General features: G+C 75.2%; 13 protein-coding genes and 1 tRNA gene. 13 read left to right on the top strand and 1 reads right to left on the bottom strand.

Features of this window, described 5'->3' with window-relative positions:
- Positions 1-22: 22 nt before the first annotated feature.
- Positions 23-96, bottom strand: a tRNA-Met gene (locus OG715_RS09360).
- Between the two features lie 714 nt (positions 97-810).
- Between OG715_RS09360 and OG715_RS09355 the strand changes: the two genes are divergently transcribed.
- The 13 genes from OG715_RS09355 (at position 811) to OG715_RS09295 (ending at position 23,805) form a co-directional block, all read left to right on the top strand.
- Positions 811-2,454: an alkaline phosphatase D family protein gene (locus OG715_RS09355; RefSeq protein WP_266275617.1), complete on the top strand. Its 1,644-nt coding sequence runs from the start codon at positions 811-813 to the stop codon at positions 2,452-2,454.
- 360 nt (positions 2,455-2,814) lie between these two features.
- Positions 2,815-4,074 carry a helix-turn-helix domain-containing protein gene (locus OG715_RS09350; RefSeq protein ID WP_266275619.1) on the top strand — a complete coding sequence of 420 codons (1,260 nt, stop codon included), beginning with the start codon at positions 2,815-2,817 and terminating at the stop codon, positions 4,072-4,074.
- A gap of 252 nt (positions 4,075-4,326) precedes the next feature.
- Positions 4,327-4,920, top strand: a complete 594-nt coding sequence (locus tag OG715_RS09345; protein WP_438268147.1) for a cobalamin B12-binding domain-containing protein — start codon at positions 4,327-4,329, stop codon at positions 4,918-4,920.
- Positions 4,917-6,266, top strand: coding sequence for a methylaspartate mutase (locus OG715_RS09340; protein ID WP_266275621.1), 1,350 nt, complete (start codon positions 4,917-4,919; stop codon positions 6,264-6,266). Before OG715_RS09345 ends, OG715_RS09340 begins: the two co-directional genes overlap by 4 nt.
- The gene (locus tag OG715_RS09335) at positions 6,263-7,273 is read left to right on the top strand and encodes an asparagine synthetase A (protein WP_266275623.1); all 1,011 of its coding nucleotides are present in this window, start codon (positions 6,263-6,265) and stop codon (positions 7,271-7,273) included. The genes OG715_RS09340 and OG715_RS09335 overlap by 4 nt, the downstream gene beginning before the upstream one ends.
- A gap of 55 nt (positions 7,274-7,328) precedes the next feature.
- Positions 7,329-8,594: a glutamate synthase-related protein gene (locus tag OG715_RS09330; RefSeq protein WP_266275625.1), complete on the top strand. Its 1,266-nt coding sequence runs from the start codon at positions 7,329-7,331 to the stop codon at positions 8,592-8,594.
- Between the two features lie 235 nt (positions 8,595-8,829).
- The gene (locus OG715_RS09325; RefSeq protein ID WP_438268158.1) at positions 8,830-13,644 is read left to right on the top strand and encodes an amino acid adenylation domain-containing protein; all 4,815 of its coding nucleotides are present in this window, start codon (positions 8,830-8,832) and stop codon (positions 13,642-13,644) included.
- Between the two features lie 44 nt (positions 13,645-13,688).
- Entirely contained in the window at positions 13,689-18,170 is a 4,482-nt protein-coding gene (locus tag OG715_RS09320) for an amino acid adenylation domain-containing protein (protein WP_266275629.1), read from the top strand.
- 97 nt (positions 18,171-18,267) lie between these two features.
- Positions 18,268-20,154, top strand: a complete 1,887-nt coding sequence (locus OG715_RS09315) for a non-ribosomal peptide synthetase (protein ID WP_266275631.1) — start codon at positions 18,268-18,270, stop codon at positions 20,152-20,154.
- A complete protein-coding gene (locus OG715_RS09310; RefSeq protein ID WP_266275633.1) occupies positions 20,151-21,146 on the top strand; it encodes a thioesterase II family protein in 996 nt (331 codons plus the stop codon). Before OG715_RS09315 ends, OG715_RS09310 begins: the two co-directional genes overlap by 4 nt.
- Positions 21,140-22,324, top strand: a complete 1,185-nt coding sequence (locus tag OG715_RS09305; RefSeq protein WP_266275635.1) for a cytochrome P450 — start codon at positions 21,140-21,142, stop codon at positions 22,322-22,324. The genes OG715_RS09310 and OG715_RS09305 overlap by 7 nt, the downstream gene beginning before the upstream one ends.
- Positions 22,325-22,585: 261 nt before the next feature.
- Positions 22,586-22,798 carry an MbtH family protein gene (locus tag OG715_RS09300; protein ID WP_043472778.1) on the top strand — a complete coding sequence of 71 codons (213 nt, stop codon included), beginning with the start codon at positions 22,586-22,588 and terminating at the stop codon, positions 22,796-22,798.
- An 8-nt stretch (positions 22,799-22,806) separates the two neighbouring features.
- Complete coding sequence (locus OG715_RS09295) at positions 22,807-23,805, top strand: TauD/TfdA family dioxygenase (RefSeq protein ID WP_266277371.1); 999 nt, start codon at positions 22,807-22,809, stop codon at positions 23,803-23,805.
- The last annotated feature ends 31 nt before the right edge of the window (positions 23,806-23,836 follow it).

The following is a 23,836-nucleotide window of genomic DNA, read 5'->3' as shown; positions in this document are numbered from 1 at the left end:
CCGGGCCTTCGTTGCTACTGAGTAGCGGGGACAGGATTTGAACCTGCGACCTCTGGGTTATGAGCCCAGCGAGCTACCGAGCTGCTCCACCCCGCGTCGGTAAACACGACCTTACGCACTCGGCCGGTGGAAAGCGAATCGGTTGTTCCCGCACGGTCCGCCCCGGGAGGCGCCGGCCCTCCGCCGGCTCCTCCCGCGTCCGACCTCCCGGCGCCGGGGCGGCGGGCCGCTCCCCACTGGGCGGCGGACCGTGAACAACCCTTCCGGGCTCGGAATATGACGCTGCGTCCGGAGCCGTGAGCGGCGGGTTTGCGGGTGGGTGCGGTGTCGTGATTGGCTGCCGCCACCCACCCGCAGGCCCATCGGGGTGATCTCGCTCCGGGGCTCCGCCGTGCACGCTGTCGACCGTCGCGGTGGCCGAGGACCTGCCGGTCGCCGTCCGGCGCGGCGCCGCGAGGCTCCGCCGACGGGCGTGCACCCGCGCGCGGTGGAGGGACGGGCGGCGCTCGTCCATCTGCGCGCGGGCAGTGCCGGCGGGCCGAGTGGGGCGGGCGGGTCCGCGCCGACCGCCCCGCTCGGTACGAATCCGGACCCGGACCCGGACCCGGGCCTGGATCCGGAGTGGCCCCGGTGTCCAACTCCCGGGCGGAATCTCCTGATTGTCCGATCCGGCCGCTGTGATCACGCGATGATCACCTGCCCGCCGATGCTCCGACGCCCGCCGTACCGCACGGTCCGGTCCAATTTCCCTCCGTACACAGCCGGTTGCCCAGTCGGCCCGGCCCCCGCGTACGGAAGGCAGTCCGGCCCATGGCCCGCACAGACCAGCAGTCCTCGCCCGACCGGCGGTTGACCGAGGCCGCCGCCCGTCTCGGCCTCGGCCGACGCCGCTTCCTGACGGTCGCCTCGGCGGCCGCCGCGCTGGCGTTCACCACCGAGCTGCCGAGCGCCCACGCCGCCGAAGCCGAACTCGCTCCCCGCACCCTGGCCGAGGACCCGTTCACCCTCGGTGTCGCCTCCGGTGACGCGCTCGGCGACGCGGTGGTGCTCTGGACCCGCCTCGCGCCGCGCCCGCTGGAGCCCGGCAGCGGCCTGCCGCCGGCCGGACTGGTCAGGGTCGACTGGGAGGTGGCCCGGGACGAGCGCTTCCGCAAGGTCGTCCGGCGCGGCACCGCCAGGGCCCACGCCGAGTTCGACTATTCGGTGCACGTGGACGTCGACGGCCTCGACCAGGACCGGGTGTACTGGTACCGCTTCCGGGTCGGCGCCTGGACCAGCCCGGTCGGCCGGACCCGCACCGCCCCGGCCCGCAACCGCCACGTCGACCGGGTCCGCCTCGGCCTGGTCTCCTGCCAGGCCTACGAGGACGGCTACTTCACCGCGTACAAGCACCTCGCGGAGGAGGACCTCGACGCGGTCTTCCACGTCGGCGACTACATCTACGAGTACGCGATCGACTCCGCCGGCGGCGACCGCAAGTACACCGACCGCAGCCTGCCCTCGCTGCTCGCCCACGAGACCACCACCCTGGCGGACTACCGGCTGCGCTACTCCCTCTACAAGACCGACCCCGACCTCCAGGCCGCGCACGCCGCCTTCCCCTGGTACGTCACCTGGGACGACCACGAGGTGGAGAACAACTACGCGGCCGGCATCCCCGAGAAGGGCCAGTCCCCGGAGGCCTTCGTCGCCCGCCGCGCCGCCGCCACCCGCGCGTACTGGGAGAACATGCCGCTGCGGATGCCGCAGCCGAACGCCACCGAACTCAAGCTGTACCGCCGCCTCCACTACGGGCGGCTGGCGCAGTTCGACATCCTCGACACCCGCCAGTACCGCTCCGACCAGGCCAACGGCGACGGCTGGCAGTTCCCGACCGCGGAGTCGGCGGACCCGCGCCGCACCCTGATGGGCGCCACCCAGGAGCGCTGGCTGCTGGACGGCTTCCGCAGCTCCCGCGCGGTGTGGAACGTGGTGCCGCAGCAGGTGGTGCTCTCCCGCCGCAAGAACACCACCGCTGCGGTCTCCAAACTGTCCATGGACGCCTGGGACGGCTACCCGGCCGCGCGCGAACGGCTGCTGGCCGGAGTGGAGGACATCGGCGTGGAGAATCTCGTCGTGCTCACCGGGGACGTGCACGTCGCCTACGCGATGGACGTCAAGCGCGACTTCGACGACCCGGACTCGCGGACCGTCGGCGTGGAGATCGTCGGCACCTCGATCGCCAGCGACGGGGACGGCGAGGAGCACCCGGGCAACTGGGCCACCCTGACCGCCGCCAACCCGCACCTGAAGTTCTACGACGGGCGGCGCGGCTACACCGCGATCACCCTCGACGAGGAGCACGCCCGCGCCGACTACCGGGTGGTCTCGCACATCACCCGCCCCGGCGGCACGGTGTCCACCGCCGCCTCCTTCGTCAGCGAGGCGTACCACCCGGGGCTCCAGCAGGCCTGACGCCGAACCCCGGACCGCCCCCGCCCCCGAGCCACCGGCCCGGTCGTACCGTTCCCCGATGCGGTACGCCCGGGCCGGTCCCATGGTGCCGCCGTCCTTCTTCGCCGGGCCCGCCGTACGCCGTCGATCCCGCTCCGCGCCTTCGGGCGTCAGGAGGGTTCGTGGACGATGCGGAGGTGTCGTGAATCCTCGGTGATCGGCCGTTGATCGGCCGTAGAGCCGGGCCGTGGACCATCGGCGCCAGGGGAAAGCCGGTCCGACGGTCACCACCGTCCGGCGCCGCACCTCGGGCCCGCCCGACGGGGGGCCGCGGGCCCCTGGTCCCCGGTACTTGGCCAACCCACGGAAGGCGGACGGAGCATGGACGGCGGTCACACCCTGCAGTCGACGGCGGGCTTCGGCGAGCTGCTCAGGATCCGGCGCGAGCGCATCGGCCTGACCCAGCAGATCCTCGCCGACCACGCGACACTGAGTGTCCGGGCGATCCGCGACATGGAGAGCGGACGGGTCCAGCGCCCCCGGCAGGAGACGGTCCGGCTGCTCGCCGACGCGCTGCGGCTGGAGGGCCGCAGCCGCTCGGTGTTCGAGGCGGCCGCGCGCCGCCAGGCGCTGGCCGAGGAGCCGCGCGACGAGCCGACCGCGCCGCCGGTCGCCCGGGGCGCGATCGTCGGCCGCGAGCCGGAGATCGACGTGCTCACCGAGGCGCTCGCCGTGCACGGCGACCGGCTGGTCACCGTGGCCGGACTCGGCGGGGTCGGCAAGACCCGGCTGGTGCTGGAGGTGGCCCGCCGGCTGCACCTGACCGCCCGCTGGTCGGTGCGCTGGATCGACTGGGCCCGCCAGCCCGGGATGGGCCCCGAGCGCCGGGCCGACCTGGTCGCCGCGATCGGCGCCCGCCCCACCCTGCTGGTCCTGGACGGCGCCGACGCCGGGGTGGAGACCGCCCTGCTGGACGAGCTGTTCCAGCGCTGCCCCGGCCTCAGCGTGCTGATCACCGCCCGGGTCCCGCAGCCGCTGCCCGGCGGGCAGGTGGTCCCGCTCGCCCCGCTGCCCACCCCCGGACCCGAGCTCGACCACGACCCGGCCGCGCTGGCCGAGGTCGGCGCCGTCCGGCTGCTGCTGTCGCACCTGCGGCGGCTGCGCCCCGGGTACCGGCTGGAGCCGGAGGAGGCGCCCGCGGTGGCCGCGCTCTGCCGGCAGCTGGACGGCCTGCCCGGCGCCCTGGAGCTGGCCGCCGGCTGGTCGACGGTGCTCTCGCCGCGCCAGCTGGTGGCCCGGATGGCGGACGGGCCGTTCCACCTGGGGCCGCCGCCGGCCGGCTTCGGCGGGCGCGGGGACGTGGGGGAGGCCCTGGACGCGGCGGTGCACCGGCTGACGCTGGGCCAGCGCGACCTGCTGGAGCGGCTGGCGGCCGAGCCGGGGGACTGGTCCGGGGAGGACGCCGTCGAGCTGAGCGGACGGCCGCCCCAGGAGTCGCTGGCCGCCGTGCACGAGCTGCTGGCCAGCGGGCTGATCCGCAGTGTGCCGGCCCGGGACGGCGTCCGGTTCACCGTGCTGAACCTCTGCCGCCGGCTGTTCGGCGGCGCCGGGGCGTACCCGGTGCTGGCCGCGGCGGGCTGAGCCGCCGGACGGGCGGGGCGCACCACCCGTCGGTCGCGGCGGGGCGTACCCCGCTCCTGCTGCGGCGGGGCGTACCCCGTGCCGGGTGCGGCGGGCCGAGCCGCCGGATCCCGATACTGCCCGTCACTTGCCGGACGAGCTGCCGGTCCGCCCGCCGGATCCTGCCTAGCGTTCTGCTCAGGCCGGGCGAGCCGGTCGCCGGCGCCGCCGGGCCGGGACTCCCACCACCACCGACTACAGAGGGTTTGCGCCGTGAACCAGTTGGAGCCGCAGCGCGGAAAGGCCGAACCGGCCGGTCTGGACGTCGTCGTGACGACCATGTCCTCGGACTCGCACACCTGGAACCTGGTCTTCCTGCAACTGCTGCTGGAGGAGCTGGGCCACCGGGTCACCAACCTGGGTGCCTGTGTGCCGGACGAGCTGCTGGTCTCCGAGTGCCGCCGGATCGAGCCCGACCTGATCGTGCTGAGCAGCGTCAACGGGCACGGCTACCACGACGGGCTGCGGGTGATCCAGGCGCTGCGCGCCTGTCCCGAACTGGCCGCCACCCCGACGGTGATCGGCGGCAAGCTCGGCATCGCCGGCTCCGGGGACCCGGACCGGCAGCGGTCGCTGCTCTCGGCCGGGTACGACGGAGTGTTCGAGGAGGGGCGTTCGGTCGCCGACTTCCGCTCCTTCGTCGGCGCGCTGCCCGCACCCGCCTCGCGGGCCCTGCCCGCGCCCGCCGACCGTGCGCTGACCGCCGACCGCGTACTTCCGGCCGACCGTGCGCCGGCCACCGACCGTGCGCTGCCCACCGCCTCCAGAACCCTGCCCACCGCCACCGCCTCCGGGGTGCTGCGATGACCGTTCCCGCCACCGCGCCGCGCGGGGACGCCCCCGCCAACCCCGGCTTCGGCGCCTTCGTCGCCCGCGCCCGGGCCGCCGGGACGCTCGTCGTCCAGCCCCGGATGGGCATGGCCGACCCGCTGCGGATGCGCGACGGCCTGCTCGCCACCCGCGGCGCCGATGCCACCACCGTCGGCACCATCACCCTGGACAGCTACACCCGCACCGGGGACCTCGCCGCCGCCCGGAGCGCCCTCACCGAGGGCGTCGGCCTCAACGGCTACCCGATCGCCAGCCACCCGGTGGACGTCACCCGGGCGGTGCTGCGCGGTATCGCGGACGCCCGCTTCCCGGTGCAGGTCCGGCACGGTTCGGCGATGCCCGAGCACATCATCAGGGCGCTGCTCGCGGTCGGCCTGGACGCCACCGAGGGCGGCCCGGTCTCCTACTGCCTGCCGTACAGCCGCACCCCGCTCAGCGAGGCGGTGGCCAACTGGCGACGCAGCTGCGAACTGCTCGCCTCACTGAGAGAGTTCGGAGCCGAGCCGCATCTGGAGACCTTCGGCGGCTGTCTGATGGGGCAGCTCTGCCCGCCCAGCCTGCTGATCGCGGTCAGCGTGCTGGAAGCGCTGTTCTTCCGCCAGCACGGGCTGCGCAGCATCTCGCTCAGCTACGCCCAGCAGCCGGACCGGGCGCAGGACGAGGAGGCGCTCACGGTGCTCGGCCGGCTCGCCGACGAGCTGCTGCCCGACGTCGACCGGCACATCGTGCTCTACGCCTACATGGGCGTGTTCCCGCGCACCCCCGGCGGGGCCACGCTGCTGCTGGAGGACGCGGCCCGACTGGCGGTGCGCACCGGCGCGGCCCGGCTGATCGTGAAGACGACGGCCGAGGCGCACCGGATCCCGACCGTCGGCGAGAACGTGACGGCGCTGGAGACGGCCGCCGCCGCTGCCGCCGCGGAGCGCCTGCGCCCGCCGCTCACCGCCGTCCCGGACACCGGTATCGAGGCCGAGGCGCGGGCGCTGATCGGCGCGGTGCTGGAGCTGGACACCGACATCGGCCGGGCCCTGGTCCGCGCCTTCGCGGCCGGCTACCTGGACGTGCCCTACTGCCTGCACCCCGACAACGCGGGCCGGGCCCGCAGCTCGCTCGGGCCGGACGGGCGGCTGCACTGGTCGAACGTCGGCTCGATGCCGATCGCCGGCCTGTCCGGCGGCCCGCGCCCGCCGATCCTCGGCTCCGCCGACCTGCTCGGCGCGCTCTCCCACGTCCAGTGGAGCTACGACAGCCGCGCCGCCGAGACCCCGGACCTCGACCGAACACCCGCCGCACCACGAGAGTTGGGACACACCACGCTATGACCACCGACGGGCCCACCCCCGCGACCGGCGCCGCGACGCTCCCCGAGCCCGGCCGCCACCTGACCTCCCCGACCACCCGGGCCGCCCTGCGGATCCAGCACCAGCTGCTGTTCGCCGCCCGGGAGTTCCTGCGCGGCCGGGGCTTCACCGAGCTGCTCCCGCCGATCATCGGCCCGGTCACCGATCCCGGCTCGCGCGGCTCCAAGCAGGTCGACATCGACTTCTACGGCCACCGCTACAAGCTGATGACCAGCGCGATCCTCTACAAGCAGGCCTCGCTGCTGGCCTTCGACAAGATCTTCTGCATCGCGCCGAACGTGCGGCTGGAGCCGCTGGAGACCGCCGGGACCAACCGGCACCTGGCGGAGTTCCACCAGCTGGACGTGGAGGTGGCGGGCGCCACCCGGGACGACGCGGTGCAGCTGGTGGAGGAGCTGGTGGCGCACATCGTCGGCAGCGCGGTCCGTGAGCTGCCCAAGGAGTTCGCCGAACTCGGCCGCGACACCGACGCGTTCGCCGAGCTGTTGAAGGGCTCCTTCGGCCGGATGCGGCACGCGGAGGCGGTGGCGGAGCTCCAGGGCCTCGGCCACCCGCAGAGCCCGGACGCCGAACTCGACTGGGACGGCGAGGCACTGCTCTCCGCCCGGCGCGACCGGCCGTTCTTCGTCACCGACTACCCCAAGGGCTCGCGCGGCTTCTACGACCGGGAGAACCCCGAGGACCCGGGCCTGCTGCGGAATTTCGACCTGATCGCGGCCGAGGGCTTCGGCGAGCTGTGCAGCGGCAGCCAGCGCACCAACGACTACGCCGAGATCATCACCCGGATGCGGGAGACCGGCGAGAACCCGCAGAAGTACCGCTGGTACCTGGACCTGGTCCGCGAGGGCGTGCCCGCCAGCGCCGGCTTCGGCATCGGGGTGGAGCGGCTGACCCGCTACGTCGCCGGGCTGGACGCGGTCTGGCAGGCCAGCGCCTTCCCGAAGCTGGCGGGGGTGGTGTCGCCGTGAGCGGACGCAGTATTCGGGCCGGACGGGACAGGACCGGCCGGAACGGGGCGGGCGCATGAGCGACCTCTCGGCACCCGGCTTCCCGGAGGAGGAGGTCCGGCACCGGGCCCGGGTCGGGACGGCCGCCGCCTTCCCGCCGCCCGGCAGCTACGGGCAGGTGCTGCTCGGCGCCGAGCGGCCGCCGGTCGGACAGCCGGGCCCGGACGCCGGGGACGCGCTCGACGCCCTGCGGATCGTGCCGCCGGTGTTCGTGCCGCAGCGCCTCGCCCGGCTGATCGACCTGGGCCGTGAACCGGACTACCGGGACGTCGAACTCACCACCGCGATCGGCGGGTTCACCTCCGCGCTGCCGGTGTACGTGTCCGCGACCGGCTCCACCCGGGCGGCCGGCGGCGACATCGGCCTGGCGCTGAGCCGGCAGGCGGGCGTGCTCGGCCTGCCGATGGTGATCGGCGAGAACGTCGTCCCGGTGAACGGCTACGGCCGGCTCGGCGAGGCCGCCGACCGGGCGCTGCTCGGCCGGTTGCGCGCCTACGCGGAGGAACTCCCCGACGGGCTGGGCGGGGTGGCCGTCCAGCAGTCCACCGAGGACGCCGATGCCGAGGTGTGGAACCTCGTGTACAGCGACCCGGCGGCCCTGCCGCTGCTCGAATCCGGGCGGCTCGCCTTCGAGTTGAAGGTCGGCCAGGGTGCCAAGCCGGGCCTCGGCGGGATGACCGTGCTGGACGCCGCGGACGCCGCCCGGCTCGGTGACCGCTACGGCATCGACCCGGTCTTCGGCGACGACAGCCGGGTGCTGCGCGCCAGTACGCCCGGCACCTTCACCGCGGAGATCCTGCGCCAGCAGGTCCGGCTGATGCGCAACAACTTCCCCCGGGCCCGGATCTGGGTGAAGCTGCACCCCGGCCGGGACGTCGCCGAGGCCGCCCGGGTGGCCGCCGAGGCCGGGGCTGACGCCGTCACCGTGGACGGCGCGGAGGGCGGCACCGGCTGGGCGCCGGGCGTCTTCCCGGCCCAGGTCGGCCTTCCGCTGGCGGAGTGCCTGCGCAGGATGGCCGCCGCCGGACCGCCGCCCTGTCTGCTGGTCTCGGGGCGGATGTGGGAGGGCGGCCGGGCGGTCAAGAGCCTGGCGCTGGGCGCCCGCGCGGTCGGTCTGGGCCGGGCGGCCCTGCTCGCCGCCGCCGAGGACCCGGAGGACGGCCTGATCCGCTTCGCCGACTGCCTCGCCCTGGAGCTGCGGCTGCTGATCAGCGCGCTCGGGAAGTACACGCCGGCCGCGCTGGAGCGCGCGGACGTGTGGTCACCGGACTTCCCCCAGTAATTCCCGCCCCCACCTCTCCACCGCTTCACCGACAATCGCAGACAGAATTCCCGCGAGCCCGTCGCGGCGCCTCCGTGCGCCCCGGCGGGCCGTCTGTGTTCACGGCAACTCCTTTCCTGCAAGCGGCAGTTGAAACTGCCGATGGTCTTCCGGGAATTCTGCCGATCGGCTGCTGAAAGCGGGCCTACGGTCGAGACCACTGCCCGCAGCATCGTTAATTCATCGGGGTTGGATGATGGAATCTCGCGGTTTCCCCTTCATATCCGTCGCGCGCCGGTTCCCGGACCGCCCGGCCGTCCGGCTCGGCGGGCGGACCGTCCGCTACCGGGAGCTGGACGAGCTGAGCGGCGCCCTCGCCGCCCGGATCGCCCCCGGCCGCACGGTCGCCGTCACCGGTCGCGACCGGCTCGACCACCTGGTCGGCCTGCTCGCCGCGCTCCGCGCCGGTGCCACCTACCTGCCGCTGGACCGGGAGGCCCCGGAGGAGCGCAACCGCTGGATCCGCGAGGACGCCGGCGCCACCCTCGCCCTCACGGACGGGGAACTGACCGGCGACCTCACCGGTGACCTCACCGGTGACCTCACCGGTGACCTCACCGGCGACCAGACCGGCGACCAGACCGGAGACCCGGCCGGCGAGCCTGCGGGTGAGTCGGCGGCAGACCTGCCCGACGAGCCGCCCGCCACCGCCGGCTACCTCATCTACACCTCCGGCACCACCGGCCGCCCCAAGGGCGTGCACGTCCCGCTCGCCGCCCTCACCGGCCACCTGGCCGCCGCCGTCGAGCGCTTCGGCCTCACCGCCGAGGACGTGGTGCTGCACCTCGCCCGCCCCACCGTCGACGTCGCCGTCGAGCAGGTGCTCACCGCCCTCTCCGCGGGCGCCTGCCTGGTGATCCCGGAGCGGCAACTGCTCGCCCCCGACGCCCTGCTGGACCTGCTGGACACCGAGGGTGTCACCGTCGCCAACCTGCCCGCCGGCTACTTCCAGGAGGTCGTACCGGCCGTGCGCGACCGGGGCCGCGACCGGGCGCCCCGCACCCTGCGGCTGATGATCTCCGGCAGTGACCGGCTGCACCCGGACGCCGCCGCCACCTGGTGGGACGCCACCGGTGTGCCGCTGCTCAACGCCTACGGCCCGACCGAGACGGTCGTCACCGCCACCACCCACCGGGTGGCCGGCCCCACCGCCCAGGACGCCGGGTCCGTCCCGATCGGCACCCCGCTCGGCGACCGCCGCGCCTACCTGCTGGACGACCGGCTGCGACCCGTCACCGCCCCCGGCGAGTCCGGCGAGCTCTACCTCGGCGGCCCGCTGCTCGCCTCCGGCTACCACGGCCGCCCCGGCCAGAGCGCCGGCCGCTTCGTCGCCGACCCCTTCGCGCCCGAGCCGGGCGCCCGGATGTACCGCACCGGCGACGTCGTCCGGCGCGCGGCCCCGGACGCCCCGCTGGAGTTCGTCGGCCGCGCCGACCACCAGGTGAAGATCCGCGGCTTCCGGGTCGAGCCCGGTGAGATCGAACAGGTCCTCGCCGCCCATCCGGACGTGGCCGGTGCCGTCGTGGTCGCCCACGAGGGCCGGCTCGCCGCCTACGTCACCGGCCCGGCACCGGACCGGGAGGCGCTCCGCGCCCACCTGGCCGAGCGGCTGCCCGAGCACATGGTCCCGGCCACCGTCACCGCGCTGGACGCCTTCCCGCTGACCGCCGGCGGCAAGGTCGACCGCGCCGCCCTGCCCGAGCCGCAGGCCGAGCAGCCTGCCACCGCCCCCGCCGGGCGCCCGCTGCGCACCCCCGCCGAACAGCTGATCGCCGCCGTCTGGGCGGACGTCCTGGGGGTGCCCGAGGTCGGTGCCGAGGACAACTTCTTCCACCTGGGCGGCGATTCGCTCACCGCCGTGCGGGTGGTCGGCCGGGTCTTCGAGACCTTCGGCATGATCTCCCCGTACGCCATCTTCGACGCCCCGACGCTGGCCGGGTTCGCCGCCGCCGTCACCGCCTCCGCCTCCGCGGGCGGCGAGCGCCCGCCGCTGACCCGGGCCGGAGCCACCTCGGCGCCGCTGTCCACGTACCAGCGCGGGCTGTGGTTCCTCGACCAGATGAACCCCGACGCGCCGACCTACAACGTGCCCTGGGTGTTCCGCTTCGCCGGGCCGGTCGACCCGGAGCGGCTGCACCGGGCGCTGGGCGGCGTGGTGGCCCGGCACGAGGCGCTGCGCACCACCTTCGAACTGACCGAGGACGGCCCCCGGCAGCTGGTCCACCCCGCCGCGGAGGTGCCGTTCACCGTCACCGACACCGAGGCCGGGCGGGTGGACGGGCTGGTCGCCGAGGCCGCGCTCGTCCCCTTCGACCTGGAGACCGGCCCGCTGCTGCGCGCCCACCTCTACCGCACCGGCGGCACCGCCACCCTGCTGCTGCTCTGCCACCACATCGTCTGGGACGAGGGCTCGCTGCCCGTGCTGGAGGGCGAACTCGCCGCCCTGTACGAGGAGTCGGCCACCGGCCGCCCGGCCGCCCTGCCCGAGCTGGCGGTCCAGTACGCCGACCATGCCGCCTGGCAGTACCAGGACGCGGAGAGCGCCGAGCGCCGACTCGCCCACTGGCGCGAGCACCTGGCCGACGCCCCGACCGAGCCGGTGCTGCCGACCGACCACCCCCGGCCCGAGGTCCAGGAGTTCCGCGGCGACTTCCACCGCTTCGCCATGCCGCGCCCGGTCGCCGAGGCCGTCCGCGCGCTGGCCCGCAGCGAGGACGCCACCCCGTTCATGGTGCTGCTGGCCGCCCTCGCGCTGACCCTGCACCGCCGCACCGGACAGCGCGACCTCGTCCTCGGCTCCCCGGTCAGCGTCCGCGGCGGCCGTCCCGAACTGGATGCCCTGGTCGGCTACTTCGTCAACCTGCTGCCGCTGCGGGTGCGGCTCGACGAGGGCGCGGACTTCCGCGAGCTGGTCCGGCACGTCCGCGAGGTGGCGATCGCCGGCTACCGCCACCAGGAGGCGCCGTTCGACGACATCGCGGCGACCGTCCTGGAGGACCGCCCGGACGACCGGGCCGAGAACCGCAATCCGCTCTGCCAGGTGCTGCTGGAGCTGCACCCGCTGGACTCCCGCCCGCTGACCGTCGGCGGCATCGAGGTCACCCGGGAGCTGCACTCCAACCCGGTCTCCCGGTTCGACCTGTCGATCTCCGTCGACGACCGGGGCACCGACTTCACCGGCCGGTTCGAGTACGACTCCGACCTGTTCGACGCCGCCACCATGGCGGAGCTGTGCGACGCCTGGCTGGGCACCCTCACCACCGTCGTCGAGGCGCCCGTGCACGCCCTGGTCGAGGCCCGGGCCGCCGCCGCCCCGCAGGCCCTCGCCGTGGTCTCCGGCGAGCAGCGGCTCTCCTACGGCGAGCTGAACACCCGGGCCAACCGGCTCGCCCACCACCTGGCCGAGGCCGGCACCGGCCGCGGCGACACCGTCGCCGTGCTGGTCGAGCGCGGCCCCGACCTGGTGGTGGCGCTGCTGGCCGCGCTCAAGACCGGCGCCGCCTACACCCTGCTCGACCCGGACTTCCCGGCCGAGCGGCTGGCCGGGGCGGTCGCCGACAGCGGCGCCGAGCTGCTGGTCACCCACCGCGACGCGAGCCCGCCGTTCCCGGTCGGACGCCACCTCGACCTGGACGCGAAGGCCGCCGCGATCGCCGCCCGGCCCGGCCACGACCCCCGGGTGCCGGTCACCGGCGAGGACCTCGCCTGCGTGATGTTCACCTCCGGCTCCACCGGCCGCCCCAAGGGCGTCGCCGTGCCGCACCGCGCGCTCACCACCACCTACCTCGGCCAGGACTACGCCCGCTTCGGCCCCGACGAGGTCTGGCTGCAGTGCTCCCCGGTGTCCTGGGACGCCTTCGCCCTGGAGCTGTACGGCGCGCTGGCCTTCGGCGGGGTGTGCGTGCTCCAGCCCGGCCAGCGGCCCGACCCGCAGGCGATCGCCGAGCTCACCCTGCGCCACGGCGTCACCCAGCTCCAGCTGTCGGCCAGCCTGTTCAACTTCCTGCTGGAGGAGTTCCCGGCCACGTACGACGACCTCAAGGTGGCCTTCACGGCCGGTGAGCGGGCCTCGGTCACCCATGTCGGCAAGGCGCTCGACCAGTATCCGGGGCTGGTGGTCGCCAACGGCTACGGCCCGGTGGAGAGCCTCGGCCTGACCACCTGCCACCGCGCCACCGCCGAGGACGCCGCCGGCGCCGCGATCCCGATCGGGCGCCCGCTGCACGGCAAGGCGATCCACATCCTGGACGAGCGGCTGGAGCCCGTCCCCGACGGCACCACCGGCGAGCTGTACGCGGCCGGCGGCGGCCTCGCCCACGGCTACCTCGGCCGCCCGGCACTGACCGCCGAACGCTTCGTCGCCGCGCCCTTCGGCACCCCCGGCGAACGCCTCTACCGCACCGGCGACCTCGGCCACCGGCGGCCGGACGGACTGCTGGAGATCACCGGCCGGATCGACGACCAGGTGAAGATCCGCGGCTTCCGGGTCGAGCCCGGCGAGATCGAGGACGCGCTGACCCGCCACCCCGCCGTCCGGGAGGCCGCCGTCACCGTGCACGAGCCCGCCCCGGGCGACCACCGGCTCGCCGCCTACGTCACCCTCGACACCGGGGCCGGACCGGCCGGCCCGGAGGAACTGCTCGACCACCTGGCGGCGCTGCTGCCCGAGCACATGGTGCCCGCGACCGTCGACGTGCTGGACGCGCTGCCGCTCAACCCCAACGGAAAGGTCGACCGCAAGGCACTGCCCGCGCCCGCCGAGCGCCGCGCCGAGGCCCCGGCCGACCCGCTCACCCCCGGCCAGCGGCTGGTGGCCGACGCCGTGCGGGCCGTGCTGGAACTGCCGGGCGACCTCGGCCCGGACGACAACTTCTTCCGGATCGGCGGCAATTCGCTGGCCGCCGTGCGGGTCGCCATGCGGCTCTCGCAGGAGACCGGCACCAAGGTCCCGCCGCACGTGGTGTTCCGCGGCCGCACCGTGGGCGCCATCGCCGAACGGCTGGCCTCGTGATGACGGGCCGCCCCGACACCGCTCGCACCGAAGGGAACGAGGCCGTGCGCCCGTCCGACACCCCAGCCCCCGCTACCGAAACCGTCCGGACCGCGCCCGCCTCCGGCCTCCAGCGCGGACTCTGGTTCCTCGACCGCCTCGACCCCGGCGCCGTCACCTACACCACCCCCTGGACGTACGAGGTCACCGGCCCGCTCGACCTCGACCTGCTGGCCCGGGCCCTGGACGCCGTCACCGCCCGGCACGAGGCGCTGCGCACCACCTTCGCGCTGCACCCCGACGGCCCCCGCCAGCACGTCCACCCCGGGCTCACCGTGCCGCTCGCCACCACCGACCTGCGCGCCCTGCCGGAGGGCGAACGCGACGCCCGCGCCGAGGAGTTGATCGCCGAACGCGCCGCCGAACCGTTCGACCTCGCGGCCGGCCCGCTGCTGCGCGCCGAGGCGATCCGGCTCGCCGACGAGCGCACCACCCTGCTGTTCGTCGTCCACCACATCATCTGGGACGGCTGGTCGGCCGACCTCTTCGAGCGCGAACTCACCGACCACTACCGGGCGTTCCTCGGCGGCCGGACCCCGGAGCTGCCCGCCCTCGGCACCCAGTACGCCGACTGGGCCGAGGAGGAGCAGCACACCTCCTACGAGGAGCACCTGGCCTACTGGAAGGACCGCCTGGACGGCGCCCCGACCCTGCTCGACCTGCCCGGCGACCGCCCACGGCCGGCCGAGCGCGGGGAGCGCGGCGGCACCGAGCACTTCGGCCTCGCCCCCGGCAGCGCCGCCCGGGTCCGGGAGCTCGCCGAACAGGAGGGCGTCACCCCCTTCACCGTCCAGCTCGCCGCCTTCGCCCTGCTGCTGAACCGCTGGACCGGCGCCGACGACCTGCTCGTCGGCACCCCGGTCACCACCCGCAACCGACCCGAACTCGCGGACCTGCTCGGCTACTTCGTCAACCTGCTGCCGCTGCGGATCCGGCTCGCCCCGGACGCGAGCTTCCGCGGCCTGCTGGCCGACATCCAGGACGGCGCCTTCGACGCCTTCGGCTACCTCGATCTGCCCTTCGACCAGCTGGTCGACCACCTCGGCACCGCCCGCACCCCGCAGCACCCGCCGCTGGTCCAGGTGGTGTTCGGCGCCCACAGCGAGGACAGCGCCCCGCTCGCCCTCGGCCCGGCCGCCGCCCGGCGCACCGTCCGCGCCAACGGCACCAGCAAGTTCGACCTCACCTGGTCGGTCTTCGAACCCGTCGGCGACGGCGGCGGCGAGATGCGCGGCGAGGCCGAGTACAGCGGCGACCTCTTCGACCCCGGCACGATCCGGCGGCTGGCCGCCGACTACGCGGCCCTGCTGGACGCCGCCCTCGCCGACCCGGACGCCACCGTGCTGCGGCTCACCGCCGCCCCCGCCGCCGGGGCCAGGCCCCGGCCCGCCCGGCTCGACGACGGCCACTGCCTGCACCACCTCTTCGAGCGGGCCGCCGACGCGTACGGCGACCGCCCCGCCGTCGACGACGGCCAGGAACGCCTCGACTACGCCGAACTCGACCGCCGCGCCAACCGGTTGGCGCACACCCTGATCGACCGGGGCGTCCGCCCCGGCGACCGGGTCGGCCTGCTGCTGGAGCGCACCGCCGCCGTGCCGGTCGCGATCCTCGCCGTGCTCAAGGCCGGCGCCGCCTATGTGCCGGTCGACCTCGTCGCCCCCGCCGACCGGGCCGCCCTGGTCTTCGGCGACACCGCCGTGCGGGCCGTGCTCACCGACCGCCCCGACCGGGCCCCCGACGGCCCCTGGCAGACCCTCGACCTCACCACCGGCGGCCCCGGCGCCGCCGAGGTCGCCGCCCGCCCCGACACCCGCCCGCCCGCCGTCGGCCGCCCCGGCGACCTCGCCTACCTGATCTTCACCTCCGGCTCCACCGGCCGCCCCAAGGGCGTCGCCGTCGCCCACGAGCACGTCAGCCGGCTGCTGGACTCCGGCCGCGAGCACTTCGGCTTCGGCCCCGACACCACCTGGACGCTGTTCCACAGCTACGCCTTCGACTGGACCGTCTGGGAGCTCTGGGGCGCGCTGCTGCACGGCGCCCGGCTGCTCGTCGTGCCCTACCTGACCAGCCGCTCGCCCGAGGAGTTCACCGAACTCCTCGACACCGAGCGGGTCACCCACCTGTGCCTCACCCCGTCCGCGCTGCGCCAGCTCGAACCGGCCCTGCGCCGCCGCCCCCGCGCCCTCCCGGAGCTGCGCTGGATCATGCTCGGCGGCGAGGCGCTCGACCCGGCCGTGGTCCAGCGCTGGCACGACCTCGACCCGCTGCCGCCCGCCCGGCTGTGCAACCTGTACGGCATCACCGAGACCACCGTGCACGTCACGATCCACGACGTGGCCGAGGGCGGCGCCGGCTTCGAACGCAGCCTGATCGGCGATCCGATGCCGCACCTGACCGCCGCCGTCCTGGACGACTGGCTGCGGCCCTGCCCGCCCGGCGTGCCCGGCGAGCTGTACATCGGCGGCGGCAGCCTCGCCCACGGCTACTGGGGGCGCCCCGGCCTCACCGCAGGCCGCTTCGTCGCCGACCCGGCCGGACCGCCCGGCGCCCGCCTCTACCGCACCGGCGACGTCGCCCGGCGGCTGCCGGACGGCGGCCTCGAATACGTCGGCCGCGCCGACTTCCAGGTCAAACTGCGCGGCTTCCGGATCGAGCTCGGCGAGATCGAGAACGCCCTCGCCGCCCACCCCGACGTCGACGCCTGCGTGGTGACCGTCCACGAGGACCGGCTCGCCGCCTACGTCACCGGCCGCGCCCCGGCCGACGTCCACGAGTTCCTCGGCCGCTCCCTGCCCGCCTACATGGTCCCGGCGAGCGTCACCGTGCTGGACGCGCTGCCGCTGACCGTCAACGGCAAGGTCGACCGGGCCGCGCTGCCCGCCCCCGGCCGCGCCGCGCCCACCCGGGCCGGCCGCCACGTCGAGGCCCGCAGCCCGGAGGAGGAGCTGTTCGCCGCCGTCTGGACGGAGGTGCTCGGGGTCCCCGGGATCGGCGTCCACGACGACTTCTTCCACCTCGGCGGCGACTCCATCCGGGCCGTCCAGCTCGCCGGCGCCCTGCACGACCGGGGCTGGCAGGTCTCGCTGCGGGACGTCTTCAACGCGCCCACCGTCGCCGCCCTGCTGCCGCTCGCCCGGCCCGTCGAGGCCGACCCCGGCGCCGACCTGCCGTTCGCGCTGATCGACGAGGAGGACCGCGCCGAGCTGCCGCCCGGGATCGTCGACGCCTACCCCATGGTGTCCATGCAGCTGTCGATGGTCTTCCACATGGAGGTCGCCGGCGGCACCGACAGCTACCACAACGTCAACTCCTACCGGATCGGCGGCGACCTCGACGAGACCGCGTTCCGCCGCTCCGTCAACGAGGCGATGGCCCGCCACGCCGTCCTGCGCACCGGCCTCGACCTCTCCGGCTACGGCGAACCGCTCCAGCTGGTGCACGGCAGCCTGCCCGCCCCGGTCGAGTTCGCCGACCTGCGCGACCTGCCGGAGGCGGACCAGGACCCGGAGGTCCGCGCCGTCTTCGAGGACCACCGCGACCGGCCGTTCGACCTCGCCGAACCCCCGCTGTTCCGGATCACCGTGCAGCGGCTCGCCGAGCGGGCGTTCCAGCTCACCATCTCCGAGCACCACGCGATCCTGGACGGTTGGAGCTTCACCTCCCTGCTGACCGAGATCCTGGAACGGCACACCGCGCTCGCCGCCGACCCGGTCTCCACCCCCGCCCCGCCCCCGCGCACCGCCTTCCGGGACTTCGTGGCCGTCGAACGCGGGGCCACCACCGACCCGGACTCGCTCGCCTACTGGCACCGGCGGCTCGACGGCGCCACCGGCCAGCTCTGGCCCGGCAGCGAGGACGTCCACGAGCTGCCGCGCACCGTCGAACGGGTGCTCCCGGACGCGCCCGGGCAACTGCGCGCCGTCGCCGACGCGCTCTCCGTCCCGGTGAAGTCCGTCGCGCTCGCCGCCCACCTGTACGCCCTCGCCCGGATCACCGGGCGGCAGCGGGTCACCACCGGGCTGGCGATGAACGGCCGGCTCGAACGGCTCGGCGGCACCGAGGTCTACGGGCTGTTCCTCAACACCGTGCCACTGGTCGCCGAACCGGGCGAGGACCTCGCGGCGCTGGTGCGGCACGTGCACCGGGAGGAGCTGGACATGATGCCGCACCGCCGGGTGCCGTTCGCCCGGCTGGCCCGGATGATGGCCGACACCGCGCTCGACAGCCAGTTCGGCTACCTGCGCTTCCACGCCCTGGGCCGGCTCAGCGCGGCCCGGATCGAGGACGGCCGGATCGGCAGCGAACCCACCTACCGGCACGAGCCCAACAGCTTCACCTTCGGCGCCTCGCTGATCCAGGACCCGGCCTCGCAGCGGGTGCTGCTCGCGGTGGACCACCAGCGGGCGCTGGTGGACGACGCCGCGGCGGAGGAGTTCATCGACACCTATGCCGGGGCCCTGGCCCGCCTGGCCGGGGAGGTCTGACCGGGCCGCGGCAGAGGGGTGGCGCCGGAGCCCGACCGCGGGCAGCTGTCCGGGCCCGGCCCCACCCCTCCCCGCCCTCAGCCTCCGCTGCACCCCCATGACTTCGCACCACCGCTCCACCCTGCTCGACCCGCACCGCCGACCGTCCGACCCCATCGAGATCGAGGAGTACTCCGCCATGACCACCTTCGCCGAGCCGGCCGCCGCCACCGCGACCCCCGTCACCCCCGCCGACCTGCTGGCCCGGCTGCGCGCCGCCGTCGCCGCCCACCCGGCGCGGACCGCCGTGCACGCCGCCGACGGCAGCCTCGACTTCGCCGCCCTGGACCGCCGCACCGCCGCCCTCGCCGCCGCCCTCCGGGCCCGGGGCGTGCGCCGCGGCGACAGGGTCGGCGTCCACCTCGCCCGCACCCTGGACCTGCCGGTCGCGCTGCTCGCCGTCTGGCGGGCCGGCGCCGCCTACGTCCCGCTCGACCCGGCCTACCCGGCCGAGCGGATCTCCTTCATGGCCACCGACGCCCGCCTCGCCGCCGTGGTCAGTGCCGAGACGGCCCCGCCCGTCCCGGCCGGTGTCCCGGTGCTCCGCCCCGACGCCGCCGCTCCTGTCGAGGAGACCGACGCCGACGCCTTCGTCCCGGACCCGCTGGACTCCGCCTACGTCATCTACACCTCCGGTTCCACCGGCCGCCCCAAGGGCGTCGAGGTGCCGCACGGCGCCGTCGCCGACCTCGCGGCCGGCCTGGAGCAGGCCGGCGCCTACCGGCCCGAGCCGTCCGTCGTCGCCTGGAACGCCAGCGTCTCCTTCGACGCCTCCGTCCAGCAGTGGATCCGCATCTGCCGGGGCGACACCCTGGTGGTCGTCGACGACGCCCGGCGCGCCGACCCGGCCCGGCTGGCCGCGCTGCTCGCCGAGCACGCCGTCACCGACCTCGACCTGACGCCCTCGCACTGGCAGCTGCTGCGCGAGCAGCTGACCGGCGCCGCCGTGCCGCGCCTGTTCATGGGCGGCGAGCCCGTCCCCGGGCGCACCTGGCGCGAGCTGGCGGACGGCGGCATCGACGCCTTCAACCTGTACGGGCCGACCGAGTGCACGGTCGACGCCATCACCGCCCGGATCACCGGCCCCGGCCCGCACCTGGGCGAGCCGCTGGCGGGCGTGCGGGTCCACCTGCTGGACGAGCGGCTGCGGCCGGTCACCGGCGCCGGCGAGGTCGGCGAGCTGTACCTCGCCGGGCCCGGCCTCGCGCACGGCTACGCCGGTCAGCCGGGCCTGACCGCCGGCCGCTTCGTCGCCGACCCGTTCACGACCGCGCCCGGCGCCCGGATGTACCGCACCGGCGACCAGGCCCGCCGCTCCGCCGAGGGCCTGCTGGAGTACGTCGGCCGGGTCGACCGCCAGGTCAAGCTGCGCGGCTTCCGGATCGAGCTCGGCGAGGTCGAGCACGCGCTGGCGGCGCTGGACGGCGTCACGGCCGCCGCGGTGACCGTGCACGAGCCCGCCCCCGGCGACACCCGCCTCGCCGCCTACGTCACCGGCCCGGCCGCGCCCGCGGAGCTGCTGGCCGAACTGCGCCGCACCCTGCCCGCGCACCTGGTCCCGGCCGGCGTGACCGTGCTGGAGGCGATGCCGCTCACCCCGAACGGCAAGGTCGACCACCGGGCGCTGCCCGTCCCGGCCGCCGAGGCGGCGCCGGAGGCGGTCGGCGGGGGAGTGGCGGAGCAGGTCGCCGAGGTGTGGCGGACGGTGCTCGGAGTCCCCGAGGTGCTGCCCGAGGACGACTTCCTCTCGCTCGGCGGCCACTCGCTCGCCGCGCTGCGCGTCGTCCACCTGCTGCGCCGCAAGCTGAACGTCGAGCTGCAGCTGCGGCACCTGCTGGACGCCGCCGACCTGGCCGCGTTCACCGAGGCCGTGCAGCGCGCCGCCGCAGCCGGTCCGGCCGCCGCCCGCCCGGCCCTCACCGCCCGCCGGCCGGCCGTCCGATGAGCCCCACGACCCCGACGACGCCCACGACGCCCACGACCCCTACGACCCCCGGCCCCGCCGCGCGCCCGCCGCTGGTCGCCCGCCCGCGCCCGGCCGCCGCCCCGCTGCCCACCACCCCGGCCGTCCGCCGCGCCCCGGCCACCACCACCCCGGTGGCGGCCCCGGTCCCCGCCGCCCGCCCGCGGATCGAGGGCGACTGGTTCCTCCTCCCCGCACCCCGGCCCGACGCCGCCGTCCGGCTGTTCTGCTTCCCGCACGCCGGCGGCGACGCCACCGCCTTCACCCCGCTGGCCCGGGCCCTCGCCCCCGCCACCGAGGTGTGGGCGCTGCGCCCGCCGGCCCGCGGCGGCCGCAGCCGGGACCCGATGCCCGCCGACTTCGCCGCGCTGACGGCCGAGGTCGCCCGGGTGATCGCCCCGCACCTGGCCCCCGGCCGCCGGGCCGCCTTCTACGGGCAGAGCTTCGGCGCCCTGCTCGCCTACGAGGTGGCCCGGGCCCTGCCGGCCGATCTCCGCCCCGAACTCGTGGTGGTGGCCGGCGCGCCCGGCCCGGCGGAGTGGACCGAGCGGGAGTCCAAGGACCTCGACGCGGCCGAACTCCTTCGCCTCACCGGGCTGGAGGAGCTGGTCAGCGCCGATCCCGAGCTGGTGGAACTCGCCCTCGGCGGCATCCGCACCGACCTCGCGGTCAGCGCCACCTACCGCCACCACCCGCACCCGCCGCTCGCCTCCGCGCTGTACGCGCTGGCCGGGGCCGAGGACCCGATGCTCGCCACCACCGACCTCTCCGGCTGGGCCGCCCACACCCGGGGCGCCTTCGACCAGCTGGTCCTGCCCGGCGGGCACCTGCTCGCCACCGTCGACCGGCCCGGCCCGGTCGACCTCCTGAACTCCCTGCTTTCCGGCCGCGCGGCGGCCGACCCTGTCTCCAGCACCGCCACCGCCACCGCCACCGCCAGTGCCACCGCCACCGAGGAGCAGCCGTCATGGTGACCACCACTTCCGTCGATCTCACCGACCCCGCCCTGTGGGCGTACCCCGAGACCCCGGCCCTGGTCGCCGAGCTGCGCCGCGAGGCGCCCGTCCACCGCACCGACAGCCTGGACGACGGCCCGATCTGGTCGGTGATGACCTACAAGGAGTCGGCCGACGTCCTGCGCAACGCGGCCGTGTTCAGCTCCGAGTCCGGCTCGCTGCTGGGCGCCGGCGTCGGCAACGTCCCGGTCGGCTCGGGCCGGATGATGGCCCTCACCGACCCGCCCAAGCACCGCGAACTGCGGGCGCCCGCCAACCCGTTCTTCTCCAAGAACGGCGTGCGCGGGGCCTCCCGCTCGATCGCCGAACGGGCCGGAGAGCTCTTCGACCGGGCCGTGGAGCAGGGCGAGGCCGACCTCGTCGACGTGGTCTCCGCGCTGCCGCTGGCCGTCATGTGCGACCTGCTGGACGTCCCGGAGAAGGACCGCGACATGATGGTCCGGGTCTGCGACGTGGCCTTCCTGGGTGCCACCCCGGAGGAACGCCGGGCCGGGCACCAGCAGTTGATCCCCTACCTGATGCACCAGGTGATGCTGCGGCGCACCGACCCCAAGGACGACCTCATCTCGATGATGGCCACCTACAAGGTCAACGGCAAGCTGATGCCGGTCGAGGACGTCGTGCTCAACCTGGACAACATCGTCGTCGGCGGCGTCCAGACGGTCCGCCACACCGCCGCGATGGGCCTGCACACCCTGGTCAACCGGCCGGACCTGTGGCAGGCGCTGCAGCGCGGCGAGGTGGACATGGACTCCGCCGTGGACGAGCTGCTGCGCTGGACCTCGGTCGGGCTGCACACGCTGCGCACCGCCACCCGGGACATCGAGCTGGCCGGGCGGCAGATCCGGCGCGGCGACCGGGTCGCGGTGTGGGTGTGGTCGGCGAACCGGGACCCGGAGGCGTTCGAGGCGCCGGAGGAGATCCGGCTCGACCGCTCGCCCAACAAGCACCTGGCGCTGGGCCTGGGCGCCCACTACTGCATCGGCGCGCCGCTGGCGAAGGCCGAGCTGAGCGCCCTGTTCTCGGCGGCGCTGGAGAAGGCGGCGACGATCGAGCCGGCCGGTCCGGTCGAGTACAACCGCTCGATCATCAACTTCGGCCTGGACCGCTTCCCGGTCCGGCTGACCCCGCGCTGACCTGCGCCGGGAGAGCGCGCCGGCACCGCGCCGGAACCCCGCGCCCACCCTTCCGACCAGCCCTTCTCCCGACCGAACCCCCACCCCCGCTCCACCCCCGCTCCACCCCCGTTCCCACCCCGTGCGCCCGAGGCCCGCGCAGGAGGACGGCAGTCCCGGAACTGCCGCTCACCTGCCGGGCCTTGTGCCGCTTCCGGACCCGGCCCGCACCTACCTTCGAACCACACCGCACCGCGCCACCACCTCACCGAGGAGAGCACCGTGAGCAACCCGTTCGAGGACGACAACGCCGGCTACCTGGTCCTGGTCAACGACGAGAACCAGCACTCGCTGTGGCCGGTCTGGATCGACGTGCCGGCGGGCTGGACCACCGTCCACGGCGAGGCGCCCCGCCAGGAGTGCCTGGAGTGGATCGAGACCAACTGGACCGACATCCGCCCGGCCTCGCTGGTCGCCGGCCTCGGGAACCGGTGAGCGCGGCCATGCTGACCTGGGAGCTGAACCCCGGCCGTCCGGCCCTCCTCCGCGTCCCGGCCGTCGCCGGCCTCGCCGAGGGCTGTGCCTGGCTCCGCGAGCACGAGGACGAGCTGACCGCCGCACTGCACCAGCACGGCACGATCTTCCTGCGCGGGCTGCCGGTCGCGGCCACCGAGGACGTCGCCGCCGTCCGGGACGTGCTGATCCCCGAGCCCACCCCGTACCGGGAGAAGGCCACCCCGCGCAGCGACTTCGGCAACGGCGTGTTCTCGTCCACCGACCTGGCGGCCGCGCTGCCGATCCGGATGCACAACGAGAACAGCTACACCCTGACCTTCCCCGGCCGGCTGCTGTTCGCCTGCCTGATCGCCCCGGAGGAGGGCGGCGCCACCCCGACCGCGGACGTCCGCAAGGTCCTCGCCGCACTGCCGCCGCACCTGGCCGAGCGCGGCCGGACCACCGGCTGGACGCTCGGACGCAGCTACTCGGAGTACGTCTCGCTGCCGTGGCGGACCGCCTTCGGCACCGAGGAGCCCGCCGAGGTCGAGCAGTACTGCCGGGAGAACGGCATCACCTGGGAGTGGCTGGAGGACGGCACCCTGCGCACCGACCAGCTGCGGCCGGCCACCATCCGCCACCCGCACACCGGCGAGGAGGTCTGGTTCAACCACCTGGCCTTCTGGAACGAGTGGTCGCTGGACCCGGACATCCGGGAGGCCATGGTCGAGGAGTTCGGCCCGGACGGCCTGCCGTTCAACACCGGCTTCGGCGACCGCGAGCCGGTCACCCGCGAGGACGTCGAGGCGCTGAACGCCGCCTACGAGGCCGCCACCGTGCGGGAGACCTGGCAGGTCGGCGACGTGATGCTGGTCGACAACGTGCTGTGCTCGCACGGCCGCGACCCGTACCGGGGCGACCGGAAGATCGCCGTCGCGATGGGCCGCCCGGTCGACGTCCTCGACTGCGAGCCGTCCGTCCTCCCGACCACCGCCGTCCCCGCGTGACGGCGTCCACCACCACACGCCCGTGACGTGA

This window comes from Kitasatospora purpeofusca (genome assembly GCF_036010405.1).
Lineage (GTDB): Bacteria > Actinomycetota > Actinomycetes > Streptomycetales > Streptomycetaceae > Kitasatospora > Kitasatospora purpeofusca.
Note: the sequence above shows the minus strand (reverse complement) of the source record. Positions and strands in the feature narration are given on the sequence as shown.

Bases quoted from the DNA above. Each gene is read 5' to 3' on its own strand.
- OG715_RS09325 (WP_438268158.1), top strand. From the start codon at position 8,830: ATGGAATCTCGCGGTTTCCCCTTCATATCCGTCGCGCGCCGGTTCCCG.
- OG715_RS09310 (WP_266275633.1), top strand. From the start codon at position 20,151: ATGAGCCCCACGACCCCGACGACGCCCACGACGCCCACGACCCCTACG.
- OG715_RS09340 (WP_266275621.1), top strand. From the start codon at position 4,917: ATGACCGTTCCCGCCACCGCGCCGCGCGGGGACGCCCCCGCCAACCCC.
- OG715_RS09330 (WP_266275625.1), top strand. From the start codon at position 7,329: ATGAGCGACCTCTCGGCACCCGGCTTCCCGGAGGAGGAGGTCCGGCAC.
- OG715_RS09335 (WP_266275623.1), top strand. From the start codon at position 6,263: ATGACCACCGACGGGCCCACCCCCGCGACCGGCGCCGCGACGCTCCCC.
- OG715_RS09355 (WP_266275617.1), top strand. From the start codon at position 811: ATGGCCCGCACAGACCAGCAGTCCTCGCCCGACCGGCGGTTGACCGAG.
- OG715_RS09315 (WP_266275631.1), top strand. From the start codon at position 18,268: ATGACTTCGCACCACCGCTCCACCCTGCTCGACCCGCACCGCCGACCG.
- OG715_RS09350 (WP_266275619.1), top strand. From the start codon at position 2,815: ATGGACGGCGGTCACACCCTGCAGTCGACGGCGGGCTTCGGCGAGCTG.
- OG715_RS09295 (WP_266277371.1), top strand. From the start codon at position 22,807: ATGCTGACCTGGGAGCTGAACCCCGGCCGTCCGGCCCTCCTCCGCGTC.
- OG715_RS09305 (WP_266275635.1), top strand. From the start codon at position 21,140: ATGGTGACCACCACTTCCGTCGATCTCACCGACCCCGCCCTGTGGGCG.